Consider the following 16,528-nt stretch of genomic DNA (forward strand, 5'->3'; position numbering starts at 1 on the left):
TAAATTAATAAGTAAGAGGTAAGAATGAAGAGATATGTAGGAATTTAGCAAAGCTAAATTCCAACCATAACTATACATTATTAATTATTAAATCTTCATTATTTTTATGAATTCTCAAGCAGCTTTGCTAAATACACGGATTTCATCTGCTTACTAGCCATTGCTTTGTGCACAGGCGAGAGTTTAAATATGCTTCCCAGTATAGCGCCCATAGCTCTGTGACTTAAATGTGCTTGATTATCAAAAATTAAATTTTGAAACTGGCCTTTTTCTATAGCAGATAGTACTGCTCTATGTACTGTTGTTACAGGAGTTATGACGCTCTCTTTTCTGCGCATAAGCTTAATTGATTTAGTTGGGCAATTCTTTACGCATACTCCGCAGCCAAGACAAATATCTTCTGAAAGCTTAGCTGTCTTAGATCTAGGTGTATTATTAGTGCTTTCAGTTACCTTAATGGCTTCCATAGGGCAGACTTTAGTGCATTTTCCACAGCCTACGCAAGTATTTTCATCTATACTTGGAAGATAACTAGTAGTATTTACAGGAACTAAAAAGCCAAATTTCTTTGCAGAAACAAAAGCTTCGCAATGGCATTTACAGCAGTTGCATATGAAATTAGGTTCCTTTTGAACATTTTCTCCGCACTGCACTAAATTGTAATCATAGCACATATTTAAAATATCTAAAGCTTCAGCAGCATCTATTCTTCTGGCATAATTATGTTTTATAAGACTGTAAGCACTGGTAGAGAAGGTTAAACAAGTTTCCATGGGAGCATAGCAATCATCACCTAAATGATGAGCTTTATGTCTGCAGTAACAAGTGCTTACTCCAATATGCTTAGCAGTTTTTATTATGTGACTTGCTTTTTCATAATCCAATATATTTATAGCATTATCTTCATCTAAAGCTCTCTCTTGAACAAAAGCTCTTCCTAATTTTGTTTCAGTTCCACAAAATAAAGCCTTTGAAAAATCATCTTCCACATTAAGATATTGATGCAGCAATTCACTGAGCACCTTTTGATCAAGATTGGTGCCTACTCTCATTAATGCAAATTCAAAAAAGCCAGCCATAGGAGGTGCCATCATGTATTTCTTTTCTCCATCTGCTTCACATTCCAAATCTAAAATTAGTGCTTTAGATGCTAAGGAATCAAGTATATGTGCAGTTTTTGTCTCATCCATTTTCCAAATCCTGCTGGCAGTTTTTATATTAAAAGACTTTATAGGAAGCTGAGCAACCAAAGCTGCCTCTTCCTTAGTAAACATCATAGAGAGAATCTTATAGAGAGTTTCAGAGGGAGGAGCACCTTGTGGAAATCTATTTAATCTTTCTTCCAAGCTTTTGTAGGCGTTTTTGGCCACCATGTGAGACATGCCTTCATCTCCTTTTAAAGCGTAAACGCTTATTAATAAGTATATAATTGCATAGGTTGCTATTAAATGCAACAATAATATTATTATGGTATAATAAGTTAAAAGTTTCTATATTTGATATAAATTTGGAAACTGCGAGTTGGTTTGGAATATTGCTTATATGGTTAATGAATTAATAAGATTAGGTGATGAAAATATATTTCTTACTCCAGTAGAGAAGAAAGCTTGAGGAGAGGAAAAATTTTAAGTCAACTTCAGATAAGAATGTTTCGAGGCGAGTAGGAGAAATCAGGAAGATAGGAGTATTTGCATGGGTAGATTTAAAAAATTTATATTACCAATATCATTGACAATGAATTTAATACTAGTTTTTTCTTTGTACTCTATATATGAGGATAAAAAATTTAATAGGAATTCAGCTGATGACATATTTATAGGCAGCTTATCTCGAGCAGCTGATGATTTTCAGCAGGATTATAGCAATATGAAAGAGGAGGATAGAGTTCATAATTATATAGAGATATCGTACAATTTATACACAGCAGCGAATATATTGGATTTTACTTCCTATGCTCATATAAAAAATAGGAATTATTTATTTGCAGCCATAGCTGATTTACACACTTGTATCATTTTAAATGAATCAAGAGAAGCGTTCTTAACTAATAGAGATAAAACTATGAGTATATATAAAGCTCTCATAAAAATAAAAGCTAATCCTGGAGATGAGCAAGATTGCAAAGTGATTAATGATATTACCACCAACATGCTAACCAATCCAATTAAATAAAAGAAGGCGATTTTATTGAAAAGCATATATTATGTATTTGAAAAACATATGATTGTGTAATTGAAGGAGAGTAGAATTTGTAGTATAATATATTGTATATTGGTATATGTTAAAAACTACGAATTGGGTTCGTAGTTTTTTTGTGCTGATTTTTAAAAGCTTATATAGAAATAGGCTTTTTTTATTTAAAAAAAACAAATATCATGGATAAGGAGCTTTGCTATATGGATATTTTTAAAACGGCATTTGATATGTTTCCTAAATTAGATAGTAACAATTTCGCATTGAGGGAAGCAAAGGAAAGTGATTGGAATGAAATATACGATATTTACTCTAATGAAGAGGCAGTAAAGTATCAAGAGATACCAACTATGAAAACAAAAGAACAAGCTAAAAAGTCTATATCACATTTTTTAAATTCATATAAAAACAAGAGATTTATTAGATGGTGTATTGTCTACAGAAACTATGACAAAATAATTGGATTAATCACACTTCATGATTTAGACACGTGGAATTCAAAGGCTGAGATAGGTTATATGCTCAATAGAAAATTCTGGAGACAGAATATAATGACTGAATGTGCAGAGAAAGTAATAGAATATGCGTTTGAAGTAATAAAATTACATAGGCTAGAGGCAATGATTCATCCTGAAAATATAGCGTCTATTAAATTAAACAGCAAGCTAGGTTTTGAGCTGGAGGGATTAAAAAAAGAATGTGCCTACAATAGAAAAACAGAAGAATTTGAGGACAGATTTCTATATGCACTTATAAACAAAAGATAATAACTTTGATGATATTTATTGACAATAGTTTGATATCAAACTATAATGTGGATATGGAAATAAGAGATGCAATATCATTAATATCAAAAATTAGAGAGAAAGTAAATCATCTTATTGTGCAGGAAATGTCCCAAAACGGTATAGAAGGAATAGTTACTTCTCATGGGGATATAATATATGCTTTATACAATAAGGAAAAAATGACTATGGCAGAAATCGCTGAAAAGATTGGCAGAGATAAATCCACAGTCACTGCACTTGTAGACAAGCTTGTGAAGTTTGGCTATGTAATCAAGGAAAGGGATAGGGAAGACAGCAGAGTTGTTTATGCAGCCTTAACCAGCAGAGGTAAGGAATTAAAGCCTGTTTTTGAATCCATATCCATGAAAGTTCTAAGTGTTTTTTATTTAGGTGTACCAGAGAAAGATAAGGAGGAGCTAATAAGAATTTTAAATAAAATTTATAATAATTTATAGTTTTTTTTAATTATATAGTTTGATATCAAACTATAATCCACTACGTCAATTAATGCAAGGAGATTTAACATGCTAAAAAATAATTTTCAAAAGTTTTTATCCGCAGATTTGATTTCACAGTTTGGAGCTGGAATGACTCTATCAGCAATAAGCTGGTTCATTCTAGATAAAAGTGGGAGTAATTCCTTGGTGGCAGCAGCTTCCAATGTGAATATCATCAGCGGTCTCATCATATCAATTTTTGCAGGAGCAATAATTGACCATTTTTCTAAAAAAGCAACCATAGTATTTTCTCTTATATTAAGAGCAGCGTTTGTAGTAATACCGCTAATATTATTGGCCACCTACGGCTTCAACAAATATTTTCTGTTTATATTAGCACTAAATAATGGTTTAGGCTGGAATATATATTTTCCAGCCTCCAAGGGATTGATTCAGTCTATTACTAAAAAAGAGGATTTGCTTAAAATGAATTCAGGAGCTGAAATTACCATGCAGATAGGACTATTCTCTTCAGGAGCTATAGCCGGTCTGTTGTACAAATATTTTGGCTTCAACATAATTCTTGTGATAAGTTCTGTCACTTTTTTAATTGGCGCAGCCATAGTAAATTCGATAAAGATTCAGGAAGCAGAGGCTGAAGAAAAAATCAATAATGGATTTATAGAAATTTTTAGAGAAGGCTTTTCTTATCTTAAAGCTCACAAATTTATTTTTGTCTTAGGAATTATAATGTATATTCCTTTTGTAGCGGGAAGCAGCTTTAGTACTATTTTGCCTGGTTTTGTGAGGCAGGTCCTAAAGGGCGACTCAACAGTTTATGGCCTAGTGGATATGTTTTATGGAGTTGGAGCCTGCGTTGGAGGCATAGCTATAATTGGAATTGCAAAGAGAATATCCTCTAGGCTTCTTATTACAGTAGGCTTTGCAATTTCAACATCAGCAGCCATCATTATGTTCTTAAACAAATCGGTACTGCTTGCCTGCATGATAACCATAACTTTTGGCATATGTAGTGCTGGCATAAGAACAGTTATATATTCCTTAATTATGAGGACAGTTCCTAATGCTTATCTAGGAAGAATTATGTCTGTTTGGAATGCTATAAGCCTTACTCTTCAGGTTATTGTGACTTATTCAATTGGAAGAATAACAGATAAGGTAAGCGTAGCCTATGGTTTCCTTTTCTACGCTGCAGTTATGCTGATAGGGCTTATAATGTATTCTATTTCTGCTAAACTTTCAGCTGAAAAAGCTATTAATGAAGATGACGTTGATAAAATCACTAGTAAGGCGGAATAATAAATAAACATTTGTTATATAGATATCTTTATAAGTTAATATTTTTGCATTATAGTAATTTTCAAAAATATGAAATAGCATAAGTACTTCTTAAAGCAGGAGATGCTATAATTCCAACTATATAAAGTTAATCATGGAAGGACGGAATATAGTATGGAATATTCAAAATTACTAAGAGAGCTGCCCTCGTCGCCTATCAGGAATATGATGGTACGTGCAGCCACATTAAAAGATGTAATTTCTTTTAGTGTGGGAGAACCGGATTTTCTGCCACAAGAAAGCGTATTAGAAGCTGCTAGGGCTGCTTTGAAAATAAGCACTAAGTACGCTCCAGGAGCAGGACTTGATATTTTGAGAGACACTTATGTAGAATATCTGAATGGTACCTTGGGTGTAGATTATACAAGAGAAAATGTGGTAGTGACAACAGGGGGAATGTCAGCACTATTTTTAAGCTTTGCCTGTATTTTGAATCCTGGAGATGAGGTGCTGGTAAGTTCTCCTTATTTTACTAATTATTCCTCAGAAATATTAATGAACAATGGTGTTCCTGTTATGGTGGAGGTTTATGAGAAAGATAATTTTGTTGTAACTCTTGAGGCTATTAGAGAAGCTATTACTCCCAAAACTAAAGTTATTTTATTGAATTCTCCCTGTAATCCTACAGGAGGGATTATAGATAAAGATACATTGAAACAGATAGCAGATATTGCAAAAGAGAAGGATTTATTTGTTATAAGCGATGAGGTTTATAGGCATATTTTATTTGACGGAGAAGAATATTGCAGCATAGCTGCCATTGATGGAATGAAGGAAAGAACATTGATAATAGATAGCTGCTCAAAAAGCAGTGCCATGACAGGCTTTCGGGTGGGATTCGCCGCAGGCCCAAAGGAATTGATTGCCTTATTCATAAGAGCCACAGAGAATGTGTATTCCTCTGTTACCACAGTAGCTCAGTATGCAGCGGTAGAAGCACTGAAAAATGGTGGGGAATACAGGAATTATATGTGCTTAAAATATGAGGAAAGAAGAGACTACATATACGATAGAATAAATAAAATGAATAAGCTATCCTGCATTAAGCCTAAAGGTGCGTTCTATGCATTTGTAAATGTTAAAAACACAGGAATGGATGGTAATGAGTTCGCCAATAGACTTTTAGAGGAGAAAAGGGTAGCAGTGGTTCCAGGCATTGCTTTTGGAGAAAACGGAAGATATTATGTAAGGATGGCTTATGGAACTTCTATGGAGAATTTGGAAAAAGGATTGGATAGAATAGAAGAATTTTTAAATGATTTATGATTGTGATACGAAAATACTCTTTAAAAGCAGAATATTTTTTTAGTATGTAAACATTTTGAGAATTAGAATAACATGGTATAATCATCTTATATGAATTCAGCTGATGATAAATCGGTAATTTATTAGTGAAGGAGACAATACGAATGTTTAGTGAAACAGAAATAAATCAAATAAAAAAGACATTGAGAGCCAGTGTAGAAAATAACTATATAGCTGGCGGAAATCTAATGATCATAAAAGAAGGACAAGAAATTTTTTATCATGAAGATGGCTTTGCAGATTTAGAGAAGAAACTTCCTATAAAAAGGGATTCTATTTTTAGATTATATTCCATGACTAAGCCTGTGACAGCTGCTGCAGTGATGATTCTTTTGCAGCGAGGTGAAATCGATTTATATGATTCCGTTAGTCAATATATTCCTAGCTTTAAAAATCAAAAGGTGGCTTTAGGAGACACTTTAGTTCCGGCAGAAAGAGAAGTGACATTAAAGGATTTGCTTTCTATGACTTCAGGTTTAGTATATGGCGGAAATCACAGGGCAGGCAAGGAAACAGATGCCGTATTTCAAGAGATAGATAAGAGGTTATTAGGTAATTCACCTATGACAACATTAGAAATTATTAATAAACTGGGGCAATGTCCTCTGGCTTTTCAACCAGGCTCCTATTGGGAATATGGAACCTCTGCTGATGTGCTGGGAGCTGTGGTAGAAGTAGTAAGTGGCAAAAGCTTTGGACAGTTTTTAAAAGAAGAAATATTTGAACCTTTAGGAATGAAAGATACTGATTTTTGGGTACCTGAGGAAAAAAGATCTCGTCTTGCAAAAACCTATGAAGATGATGGCAAAGGTTCCTTATCACTTTATACTGGCAATCATTTAGGTATAATTCATCAGATGGACAGGAAGCCAGCTTTTGAATCAGGCGGGGCTGGCTTGGCTTCTACTATAGATGATTATGGAAAATTTGCTAAGATGCTTATGAATGAAGGAACTTTTAACGGTGTTGAGATTTTAAAGCCTAAAACAGTAAAGCATTTGACCTCTGGCACATTAACTGCTGCTCAGCAGAAAGGTTTTGATACCTGGGTTACTTTTGCTGGACACAGCTACGGTAATTTGATGCGTGTTATGACCGACTGCGGCAAGGCTGGAGATTTGGCAAGTCTAGGCGAATACGGCTGGGATGGCTGGTTAGGTGCATATTTTGCAAATTCTCCAAAGGATGATTTAACTATTTTATTTATGATACAGAAAACTGGTGCAGGTACTAGTACTGTAACCAGAAAACTTAGAAACATTATACTAGGTTCCTGCAGCAAGTAGAAAAATGTATGTAAAGAATTATATAGAAAAATAAATTATCTATTGGAGGGCAATGGGATAAGCTTAATATGGTATAAGAGCTCTGATGAGAAAAAGAGGTGGAAGCATGAAAAGTAAGCAGGAATATATTAAAAAATTTGAAAGTAGTCTTAGGACAGAATATTTCGTTAAAGGTGATAAACAAAATTCTATTGTAGAGATGATGAAAAAAACTCATACTCCAGGAATAAGTGTAGCAGTAATCCAAGATTATCAGCTTGCTTTTTCAAAGGGATATGGAATTTCTGATATGGAAAAATCTTCACCAGTAAATGAAAGCACCATTTTTCAGGCTGCTTCAATCAGCAAACCTGTTACTTGTATGGCAGTAATGAAATTAGCGCAAGACGGTAAACTGGATTTAGATGAGGATATAAATTCATATCTTAAAAGTTGGAAATTAAAATATGATGGATTTAATGAAAAAAATAAAGTTACCTTAAGGAATTTGCTATCACATACTGCAGGAATAAATGTGCATGGATTTCCAGGATATAATTTTAATTCAAAAATTCCAACCTTAATACAGGTACTAAATGGGGAATCACCAGCTAATACAGCTAAGATTACTCTTAGTATGGAGCCAAATACCAAGTTTAGCTACTCTGGAGGCGGATATACTATTGTGCAGCAAGTATTAGTAGATCAGCTAGGGAAAAAGTTTGAAGATATCATGAAGGAATTGGTTTTAGAACCATTAAAAATGAATACTAGTTTTTATACTAATGCTCCTTTAGATAATTCTTATATTCCTAATGTCACTGCTGGACATAATATTGATGGAGGTTGTATTGAAGGGAAAAGGCATGTATACCCTGAGATGGCTGCTGCAGGATTATGGACAACAGCTGAAGACTTAGCTAAGTTCGTCCTTGAGATACAGAAATCTTTAAAGGGACAGCCCAACAGAATTATTTCAAAAGATTTTATGCAGTTTATGGCTATTCCTATTTTAACCGGTGAATATAATATGGGTTTGGAAAATCAGAAAGTAGCTCAAGAATACTTATTAGGACATGATGGAGGAAATGAAGGCTATTGCTGCAGTATGTTATTTCATAAAGAAAAAGGCTATGGACTGATTTTGATGACCAATTCTAATAATGGTTACCAAATGAAATTACCTATTTTGCGCAGTGCAGCAACAGCTTTTGGATGGAATAATATTTTAAGACCTGATTATGAAAAAAGTGAGCTGTCAGCAGAAACAAAAAATCTTTTTATGGGCAGCTACAAGCTAGAATTCGATATATCAATAAAAGTTTTTGCTGATAATAACAAGCTCTTTTACAAAATAGGATACTTTGAACCTAAGAAATTAGAGTATGTGGGGAACTATACTTTTATAGATACAGATAGAAAAAATAAATTTGAATTTGTAAAAGATGAAAATAAAATATATATGAATGAAAGTATTCTAGAAAGCTTAAATGATGGAGAAAAATTAGCTTGTGATTATATCGAGGAAGGTAATATAGAGCAGGCAGTAAATATTTATAAAAGGATTATTGAAGAAAAGAATATTATAAAATTCAGCTTAGAAGGCAAGCTAAATAATGCAGGGTATAATTGCTTGGGAAATAACAATGAAGCAGCTATAAACTTGCTAAAAGTAAACACTATTCTTTTCCCTGATTCAGCTAATGCTTGGGATAGCCTAGGAGAAGCATATTTTGAAAATGGGCAATATGAATTATCCATAGAGGCTATGAAAAATTCGTTGCAGTATAATCAAAATAATAAAAATGCATTATTTTTTATTGAAAAGGCTAAGAAGTATTTAATGCACCAGTGAATAATAATAATATGATTGTATGTAAGCTCTTAACATGATTTTTAGGAAGTCATGTTAGGAGCTTTTTATTATGCTCTGTTTTAAATCAGTGTTGATTTTTACATTGATTTAAAATATTGCTTCTGTGCGGTAAGCTAGGGCTGTTATAAACACTAATCAAAAGCATTTACTTAATAATTTTCGCATAAAAAGCACAGCATATATACACGTGCATATTAAAGATTGGTTCTCTGTTAAATGATTATAGAAGAAGTGGAGTGAGCAGCATGGAAGAAAAATATAATAATTTAAAGCTGGCGGAAAAAGGAGCAAGAATAAGTATAATTGCTTACATAATATTGTCCTGCTTGAAGCTTGGAATTGGATATATGGCAAAATCAAAGGCATTATTTGCGGATGGACTCAATAATACTACCGATATAATTGCCTCACTCGCAGTATTGATAGGATTAAGAATATCAAGAAAGCCTGCAGATGAAGATCATCTCTACGGCCACTTTAGAGCAGAAACTATAGCTTCTCTTATTTCTTCTCTCATTATGATAGTTGTGGGAATTGATGTATTGTATAATGCTTTTAGAGCAATCATATTTTTTAAAGCCGAAGCTCCAGATTTGATTGCAGCGGCTGTAGGCGCTTTTTGTGCAGCCATAATATATATGGTATATGTGTATAATAAAAAAATAGCTGTACGTATAAATAGCTCTGGACTTATGGCGGCCGCCAAAGATAATCTTTCAGATGCCTGGGTTGGAATTGGAACAACTATAGGAATTGTTGCAGCTCAATTTGGACTTCCATGGATTGATTCAGTGGCAGCAGTTATAGTGGGAATATTAATAATAAAGACAGGATGGGATATCTTTAAGGAAGCAGCTCACAATCTTACAGATGGCTTTGATAATGAGGCCTTGAAAACTATAACCCAGTGCATAGAACAGGTTTCAGGGGTGAAAAAAATAAAAAGAATCAGGGCTAGAGTTAATGGGAATAGTGTATTTCTGGATGTGATAGTGATTGTAAGTTCAGCATTAAGTTTGGTGGAAGGCCATAATATAAGTGAAGAAATTGAAAAAAGACTCAAGGAGCAGCTTGATATCACTGAGGCAATTGTGCATGTAGAGCCAGAGATTTAATTCAGGTATACCTGAAAACAGAGCTATAGTAGTTAAAAATAGTCAGCAATTTGAATCAAAATATATAATCTATATAAGCTTATAATCTAAGTATGGATGTAGATAAATTATATATTTTGGAGGTTAGTATTGCTATGGATAATAATTTTAAAGAAGTAATATATGAACACTTGGTATTTAGCGGCTCATCTTACGAAATAGGTAAGCTGGAAGGCGATTTTTTAAAGAAGCAGCATCCTGAGGAAATTCAGGTGCTTTTAAAAGGAAATGATTATATAAAGCCAGCATCGCAGGAGAAGATAAAAAGAGCTATGAAGGTTTTTCAAAAGTACTGTCCTCAGATAAATGAAGAAATTCAAGGAATGGCAGAAAGCCTTGGGGTCAGTGCAGACAGTATAATACATTATGCCTTTTCATATGTAAGCAAAGGAAACTGCGGACATTTTGCAGTACTTCCCGAAAAGACTTTAGACAAACATTTTTATTTAGGGAGAAGCTATGAATGGGGAACAGATGATGAATTAAGATTAATGACTATAAAGGCAAAAGGACTTAATGCTCATATGGGATTTTCGTTGATTCTTTTAGGAAGAATGGATGGAATAAATGAACAAGGGCTTTGTATAACCATGTCTAATGCAGTACCTCTCTGTGAATCAGAAGAGGAAGGGCTGAGATTCTGGATGGTCATTCGAATTCTCTTAGATAAGTGCAAGGATTGTGAAGAAGCTGTCACTCTTATAAAAGAACTTCCTATATCAGCTTGCTGCAACTTTATAATAGCAGACAGAAATAATAATGCAGTGCTGGCTGAAATCCATAATTCTGCTAAGGTTTTTAAATATATTAATGGAAATACAGAGCAGCAGTATTTGTGCTCAACAAACCATTATACCTTTGAAGAGATGAAGGAATTTGTTAAAAATAAAATGAGACAGTCCGTGTACAGGTATGACGCTATGGTAAAAAAGCTGGAGGCAGAAAATAAAATTGAAAAAAGTGCTTTAAAAGAGCTTCTTTCAACTAATATACCTAATGGATTGGCATGTCACTATTATGATGAGTGGCTGGGAACTCTGTGGTCCATGCTTTTTGATGTTTCAGAGTCAAAAGTTCAAATATGTTTTGGTTCTCCTGCAGTTAACCAGTGGTATGATTTCAATCTGAATTCTCCGGATGGTATTACAAAATATAAGGCTGTATTTCCAATGGAGAAAGCAGAAGATAGTATGTGGGAGAGAATAAGATAATACTATTTTGTAAACAAGATTGTATATATTTAAAGAAGTGCTATAATTTTTATAGTGCTTTTTTATGTATATAAAAGTATACAATTACAATGGAGGTACTTCCTTGAATTATTACTATGATAATATTTTGAAAGCAGTAAATTACATAGAGGGGAATCTAACTAAGGAACGATTGCCACTGTCAGAAATAATAAATTGTACAGGCTTTTCTAAATTTCATTTTCTTAGAATCTTTAAAGCTGTATCCGGCTACACCATAAATGATTATATAAGGCGGAGAAGGATGACTGAGGCAGCCAAACTTCTAACTGATACAACCATGAGGATCATGGATATAGCCGTATTATACGGGTATAATTCTCAGGAGGCCTTTACTAGAGCCTTCAAAGAAACCTTTGGTGTGACGCCTAATTATTATAGGGTCAATAAACTTTCCCATGATAACCTTAAGCAGCTTATACTATCTGAGGAGCTTCTAACCTTTAAAGCCGAGGATAAATTTATTGAACCAGAAATAGTAGAAAAGGACAGCTTTTTATTAACGGGTCTTGAATACAAAGGTGAAAATAACAATTATGAAGTACCAAAACTGTGGAATAAATTCTACAAAGAATTGGATTCACTTAAAGTTCCCTTTAATGCAGATATATGTTATGGTCTTGAACGGTACAGCGAAGCAGGAGAAAAATCGTATTTTACATATCTTTCAGCAGTGGAAATTAACAAAAGTGATAGTGTTCCTTCAAATTTTAAAACCATAAAAATTCAAAAATCAAAATATGCAGTATTCCCAATAAAATCAATAATAGAGAATGTTCCTATAAATATTTCTAAAATATATTCTGTATATCTTCCTAGAACAGGGCTTAAAATAAAGGGGAATTATGACTTTGAATATTATGATTATAGATTCAAGGCAAATGAAAAAGAGTCTTGTTTTCATTTTTATGTGCCTATAGAATAAAAGTTTGTCCATGCATTTATTCTATTTGTAGTTTCGGATGATTATAAACTTCTTCTGGATTTAGTCCTAATCGTGTTAGTGTATTTAATTTTTTGATTTTTAGCATATCTTCTTTATTTATTTGAAAGTCAAATATATCTGTATTTTCCTTTATTCTTAAGGAATTTGAGGATTTAGGAATAGTTACAACTCCCATTTGTAGGTTCCATCTTAAAACGATTTGAGAAATGGATTTGCTGTATTTTTTTGAAAGAGCTTTTAAAGGTTCCATTTCAAAGACTTTTCCTCGCATAAGAGGCGACCAAGCTTCTATTTGAATATCATGTTTTTGACAGAATTTCATTAATTCATATTGAACAAGCTGCGGATGAAATTCGATTTGATTTACCATAGGAGCAATTTCAGCAGTAGAGATTAAATTTTCAAGATGCTTAATTGTAAAATTGCTCACACCGATAGCTCTTACGTAGCCATCCTTATAAAGCTTTTCTAGAGCTTTCCAGGTTTCTTTGTTCAGTGGCTGAGGCCAATGAATTATATATAGGTCAAGATAATCTGTATCCAATTTCTTTAGTGAAACTTTGAATGCTTTCAAAGCATTTTCATAGCCTTGGTCTGAGTTCCAAACCTTGCTGGTCAAAAATATTTCATTCCTTGGTATTTCACTTTCTTTTATTGCATCACAGATAGCATCTTCATTATTATAAAATGAAGCAGTATCTATGTGCCTATATCCGATTTTTAATGCAGTCTTTACGGCGTTAATAACGGTTTTCTTATCTCCAGTATTATAAGTCCCAAAGCCAAGCCAAGGCATTTCTATTCCATTATTTAAAGTAGTTGTATTTTTTATATTTTTCATACATTAGATCTCCTTACTAATATTCGCATAAAAATTTTCATTATAATGATTGCTAATTGTTATTTACTATATTATAATAGATGAAAATTAAAAATGCCTTAGCTTTTGATAGCCTTATTTAAGGTAATACGTTTCAAATATAATAATAAAAAGAGGAAGTTTATATCATATGAAACTAGATAATACAGATATTAAAATTTTAATGGAATTACAAGCTGATAGTCGCATATCGATTAGGGAATTGTCAAAAAAAGTGAACCTATCCCCGCCATCAGTAACTGAAAGAATAAAAAAACTGGAAGATAGAGGTATTATTAAAGGATATACCATAAGTATAGACGAAAAAGCTTTAGGATTATCAATAGAGTGTCTTGTAAAAATTGATATTAAAAATAGCAATTTTGATAAATTTAAAACTTTTATTTATAATCATCCTCGCGTCATTTTTTGTTATAGAATAACAGGACATTCCTGTATAATGGTAAAGCTCAGTGTGGCGTCTATATCTGAGATTGAGGAATTCGTTGACTCTATTTCTAGGCTTGATGCCACCACTTCTACATATATAATATTTTCAGAAGTTCCTATAAACAAAGGAGTTGAGAAATTTTTTTAGGAATTTAAGCATTAATGATAGCTTAAGAGATTAATTGAATTCTAGGCGGTTTTTATTTGCTATATTTATCAAGCAGAGATTTTAATATAGATTTTTCATCCTTGTAGATATACTGGCGTGTACCAGCAGCTTCAATTAAATAGCTATTGCTGCTTAAATGCCATACACAATGTTATAAAAGATATGATTAATGCTTTAAGCTTCATAAAGCCACCTCCGGCAATTCAATACTTTCAAGATGTTATTCTACATAAAAATTTGAAATCTTTTTAAAATATTCTTATGATAGGCGTATAATTAAATATGTTATATTAGAAATAAAATTTCAATATTTAACTGAAGGGAAGTTATGGTTATGGAACAGAATAGATTTAAAGATATAATTAATTTTGTTAAAGAAGCTGAAATGTTAAAGGACACAGAAAGAACGGCGTGGACAAGAAATGGACGACATGAAAGTACAGCAGAGCATTCCTGGAGATTAGCATTATTTGCTATGGTATTGGAAGAAGAATTTGAAGATTATGATCATGAAAAGATTATTAAATTGTGTTTAATACATGATCTGGGAGAAATTTATGAGGGAGATATTCCTGCTATTGCTGAAGTTGAACAGGAGGTTAAAATTAATCAAGAAAGAGCAGCCTTAATAAAGCTTACTTCATTACTTCCAAAAGGAAAGCAAGAGAAATTAATGGAGCTGTGGGAAGAATACAACGCTTGTAATACTAAAGAGTCAAAGTTAGTAAAGGCATTGGATAAAATCGAAACAATCATTCAACACAATCAAGGAAATAATCCAGAAGATTTTGATTATGAATTTAATCTTCAATATGGAAAAAGCTACGCTTCCTTTGATGAAAAAATAAAGGCTATCCGTGAGATTATAGATAGGGATACTATGAAAAATATAAAATAAAACTGTTATTCTAATACAGTAATTAATAGCATTAGAATAACAGCTATTTATTAGGTTCTGTTTTAAATCTACCAAGGTCTTTATCAGCATTCTTTTAAAACATCTATCTATTAAATCACCAAATAAACTTTAGAATGTTAATTTAATATTCTTCTAGCACATAAATATTCATTGGTATCGTCCAGCGAGGATACCTTAACTACATCTCCGCTATAAGGAGCTTGTATATAGCAGTTGTTTCCTACATACATACCAACATGATGAGGATCTGAATAAGTTCCAAAGAAAATTAAATCTCCCAGCTTTAGATTGCTTCTATCTACAGCTGTTCCGTTATTTATTTGATCATAGGTTGTCCTATCAATATGTATTCCAAAATGAGCATACACATACTGTGTTAAACCAGAACAGTCAAAAGCTTGTCTACCAAGAAGCTTCTTCATGCTGCTTATGTCATGATCAGTACCAGAATACATATCTATATCAGCTTGAGTGAAAGGATTTCCTTCAGCTCCCCAGACATAAGGATCTCCTAGAAAGTTGTAAGCGTAGGCAACTATAGCTTCTGGTGAGACCTTCGATGAATTAGCGCTTGATTGAGTTGGCTTACCATTGCTTGTAACAACTACAGAATTTTTATTAGAATTGTTTATTTGCTGTTGCTTGGCTTTAGCAGCATTAGCAATTGCTAGGGCTTGAAGCTGATTTACAGTATCTTGAACCTGTTTATCTGTAGCAGCTATTTTATTTTTATAGTCACTGATTTGACTCATATAATAGGCTTGTTTATTTTTAGCTTCTGCTATTAATTGTTGTTGGCTTTGCATATTTTTTTTAACATCAGCTAATTTGCTTTCATTATCTTTTTTATAAGCTAACAATTGGTCCTTATCTCTTTTTAGTACATCCTGAGATGTTTTTATCTTTTCTTTTTTGTCAGATAAATCTTTCATTATCTTGTTATCAGAATTAACTATTGCTTCTATATTATAGGCTTTAGTTAAAAAATCGCTAAAACTTGTTGAGGATAAAAGTATGCTTATATATTCCTGATTCCCAGTTTTGTACATGGACCTTACTCTTTGCGAAGATAAAGCTTCGGAATTCGCATAATCAGCTTCAGCTTTTTCTAAGTTTTTTTGAGCCGTCTGCATATCCGTTTCTTTTGTAGCTATTTTAGAATTGGTATCAGATATAGTTCTAGTAAGGTTTCCTATTTTTGAATCTAATGTAGTGATTTGCATATTGATATTATTAATATCTTTTTGTGCACTGTCTGCATTTAATTGGTTTTGCTGCATATTCTGATTGTCTTTCTGTTTTTGATTCTCTAACTGTTGCTTTTGTTGATTAAGGGAATCCGTTGTTGGATCAGCATTTACAGCTGTACTTACAGACATTAATAAAGCTAGGCATATGCATACTTTTGTTACATTTTTTTTGTATTTCATCTATCCTACTCCCATCTTACTTTACTAATTTTTCTACAGCTATATATATTTACTGCTATTTTTATTATCGGGTAAGCATCATAAAAATAAAGTTTATATATAAACTTTATTTATTACGAACTAAAATA

The 16,528-nt window shown here is 32.7% G+C and carries 15 protein-coding genes; 12 read left to right on the top strand and 3 right to left on the bottom strand.

From position 1 onward, the window contains the following. Window positions 1-104: 104 nt before the first annotated feature. Window positions 105-1,382 carry a 4Fe-4S dicluster domain-containing protein gene (locus IAI10_RS12735; RefSeq protein ID WP_315673657.1) on the bottom strand — a complete coding sequence of 426 codons (1,278 nt, stop codon included), beginning with the start codon at window positions 1,380-1,382 and terminating at the stop codon, window positions 105-107. 310 nt (window positions 1,383-1,692) lie between these two features. On the opposite strand from IAI10_RS12735, the gene IAI10_RS12740 reads away from it, so the two are divergent. From IAI10_RS12740 to IAI10_RS12785, 10 genes are all read left to right on the top strand, one after another. Next, window positions 1,693-2,172 carry a hypothetical protein gene (locus tag IAI10_RS12740; protein WP_315673658.1) on the top strand — a complete coding sequence of 160 codons (480 nt, stop codon included), beginning with the start codon at window positions 1,693-1,695 and terminating at the stop codon, window positions 2,170-2,172. A 224-nt stretch (window positions 2,173-2,396) separates the two neighbouring features. Next, window positions 2,397-2,960, top strand: a complete 564-nt coding sequence (locus IAI10_RS12745; RefSeq protein WP_315673659.1) for a GNAT family N-acetyltransferase — start codon at window positions 2,397-2,399, stop codon at window positions 2,958-2,960. A gap of 8 nt (window positions 2,961-2,968) precedes the next feature. Continuing rightward, window positions 2,969-3,436 carry a MarR family transcriptional regulator gene (locus tag IAI10_RS12750; protein WP_315673737.1) on the top strand — a complete coding sequence of 156 codons (468 nt, stop codon included), beginning with the start codon at window positions 2,969-2,971 and terminating at the stop codon, window positions 3,434-3,436. 69 nt (window positions 3,437-3,505) lie between these two features. Further along, on the top strand, window positions 3,506-4,738 hold the full coding sequence (locus IAI10_RS12755; protein WP_315673660.1) for an MFS transporter: 1,233 nt from the start codon (window positions 3,506-3,508) through the stop codon (window positions 4,736-4,738). A 153-nt stretch (window positions 4,739-4,891) separates the two neighbouring features. Next, entirely contained in the window at window positions 4,892-6,043 is a 1,152-nt protein-coding gene (locus tag IAI10_RS12760; protein WP_315673661.1) for a pyridoxal phosphate-dependent aminotransferase, read from the top strand. A 143-nt stretch (window positions 6,044-6,186) separates the two neighbouring features. After that, window positions 6,187-7,368: a serine hydrolase domain-containing protein gene (locus tag IAI10_RS12765; RefSeq protein ID WP_315673662.1), complete on the top strand. Its 1,182-nt coding sequence runs from the start codon at window positions 6,187-6,189 to the stop codon at window positions 7,366-7,368. A gap of 106 nt (window positions 7,369-7,474) precedes the next feature. Then, the gene (locus tag IAI10_RS12770; protein WP_315673663.1) at window positions 7,475-9,202 is read left to right on the top strand and encodes a serine hydrolase; all 1,728 of its coding nucleotides are present in this window, start codon (window positions 7,475-7,477) and stop codon (window positions 9,200-9,202) included. Between the two features lie 266 nt (window positions 9,203-9,468). Next, a complete protein-coding gene (locus tag IAI10_RS12775; RefSeq protein ID WP_315673664.1) occupies window positions 9,469-10,338 on the top strand; it encodes a cation diffusion facilitator family transporter in 870 nt (289 codons plus the stop codon). 134 nt (window positions 10,339-10,472) lie between these two features. After that, the gene (locus IAI10_RS12780; protein ID WP_315673665.1) at window positions 10,473-11,588 is read left to right on the top strand and encodes a C45 family peptidase; all 1,116 of its coding nucleotides are present in this window, start codon (window positions 10,473-10,475) and stop codon (window positions 11,586-11,588) included. Window positions 11,589-11,691: 103 nt separating this feature from the next. Then, window positions 11,692-12,552: an AraC family transcriptional regulator gene (locus IAI10_RS12785; RefSeq protein WP_315673666.1), complete on the top strand. Its 861-nt coding sequence runs from the start codon at window positions 11,692-11,694 to the stop codon at window positions 12,550-12,552. A gap of 16 nt (window positions 12,553-12,568) precedes the next feature. On the opposite strand, the gene IAI10_RS12790 is transcribed toward IAI10_RS12785, so the two are convergent. Further along, window positions 12,569-13,414, bottom strand: a complete 846-nt coding sequence (locus tag IAI10_RS12790; protein ID WP_315673667.1) for an aldo/keto reductase — start codon at window positions 13,412-13,414, stop codon at window positions 12,569-12,571. A gap of 169 nt (window positions 13,415-13,583) precedes the next feature. On the opposite strand from IAI10_RS12790, the gene IAI10_RS12795 reads away from it, so the two are divergent. Both IAI10_RS12795 and IAI10_RS12800 read left to right on the top strand, forming a co-directional pair. Continuing rightward, window positions 13,584-14,030 carry an Lrp/AsnC family transcriptional regulator gene (locus IAI10_RS12795; RefSeq protein WP_315673668.1) on the top strand — a complete coding sequence of 149 codons (447 nt, stop codon included), beginning with the start codon at window positions 13,584-13,586 and terminating at the stop codon, window positions 14,028-14,030. Between the two features lie 355 nt (window positions 14,031-14,385). Next, window positions 14,386-14,949, top strand: coding sequence for an HD family hydrolase (locus IAI10_RS12800; protein WP_396334382.1), 564 nt, complete (start codon window positions 14,386-14,388; stop codon window positions 14,947-14,949). Window positions 14,950-15,086: 137 nt separating this feature from the next. On the opposite strand, the gene IAI10_RS12805 is transcribed toward IAI10_RS12800, so the two are convergent. Continuing rightward, complete coding sequence (locus IAI10_RS12805) at window positions 15,087-16,400, bottom strand: NlpC/P60 family protein (protein WP_315673670.1); 1,314 nt, start codon at window positions 16,398-16,400, stop codon at window positions 15,087-15,089. Window positions 16,401-16,528: the final 128 nt, after the last annotated feature.

The organism is Clostridium sp. 19966, assembly GCF_032335695.1.
GTDB lineage: Bacteria > Bacillota > Clostridia > Clostridiales > Clostridiaceae > JACTOJ01.

What these genes read in the sequence shown, in the direction of transcription:
- IAI10_RS12735 (WP_315673657.1), bottom strand. Translation starts at nt 1,382, where the DNA reads ATGTCTCACATGGTGGCCAAAAACGCCTACAAAAGCTTGGAAGAAAGA.
- IAI10_RS12740 (WP_315673658.1), top strand. Translation starts at nt 1,693, where the DNA reads ATGGGTAGATTTAAAAAATTTATATTACCAATATCATTGACAATGAAT.
- IAI10_RS12745 (WP_315673659.1), top strand. Translation starts at nt 2,397, where the DNA reads ATGGATATTTTTAAAACGGCATTTGATATGTTTCCTAAATTAGATAGT.
- IAI10_RS12750 (WP_315673737.1), top strand. Translation starts at nt 2,969, where the DNA reads ATGATATTTATTGACAATAGTTTGATATCAAACTATAATGTGGATATG.
- IAI10_RS12755 (WP_315673660.1), top strand. Translation starts at nt 3,506, where the DNA reads ATGCTAAAAAATAATTTTCAAAAGTTTTTATCCGCAGATTTGATTTCA.
- IAI10_RS12760 (WP_315673661.1), top strand. Translation starts at nt 4,892, where the DNA reads ATGGAATATTCAAAATTACTAAGAGAGCTGCCCTCGTCGCCTATCAGG.
- IAI10_RS12765 (WP_315673662.1), top strand. Translation starts at nt 6,187, where the DNA reads ATGTTTAGTGAAACAGAAATAAATCAAATAAAAAAGACATTGAGAGCC.
- IAI10_RS12770 (WP_315673663.1), top strand. Translation starts at nt 7,475, where the DNA reads ATGAAAAGTAAGCAGGAATATATTAAAAAATTTGAAAGTAGTCTTAGG.
- IAI10_RS12775 (WP_315673664.1), top strand. Translation starts at nt 9,469, where the DNA reads ATGGAAGAAAAATATAATAATTTAAAGCTGGCGGAAAAAGGAGCAAGA.
- IAI10_RS12780 (WP_315673665.1), top strand. Translation starts at nt 10,473, where the DNA reads ATGGATAATAATTTTAAAGAAGTAATATATGAACACTTGGTATTTAGC.
- IAI10_RS12790 (WP_315673667.1), bottom strand. Translation starts at nt 13,414, where the DNA reads ATGAAAAATATAAAAAATACAACTACTTTAAATAATGGAATAGAAATG.
- IAI10_RS12795 (WP_315673668.1), top strand. Translation starts at nt 13,584, where the DNA reads ATGAAACTAGATAATACAGATATTAAAATTTTAATGGAATTACAAGCT.
- IAI10_RS12800 (WP_396334382.1), top strand. Translation starts at nt 14,386, where the DNA reads ATGGAACAGAATAGATTTAAAGATATAATTAATTTTGTTAAAGAAGCT.
- IAI10_RS12805 (WP_315673670.1), bottom strand. Translation starts at nt 16,400, where the DNA reads ATGAAATACAAAAAAAATGTAACAAAAGTATGCATATGCCTAGCTTTA.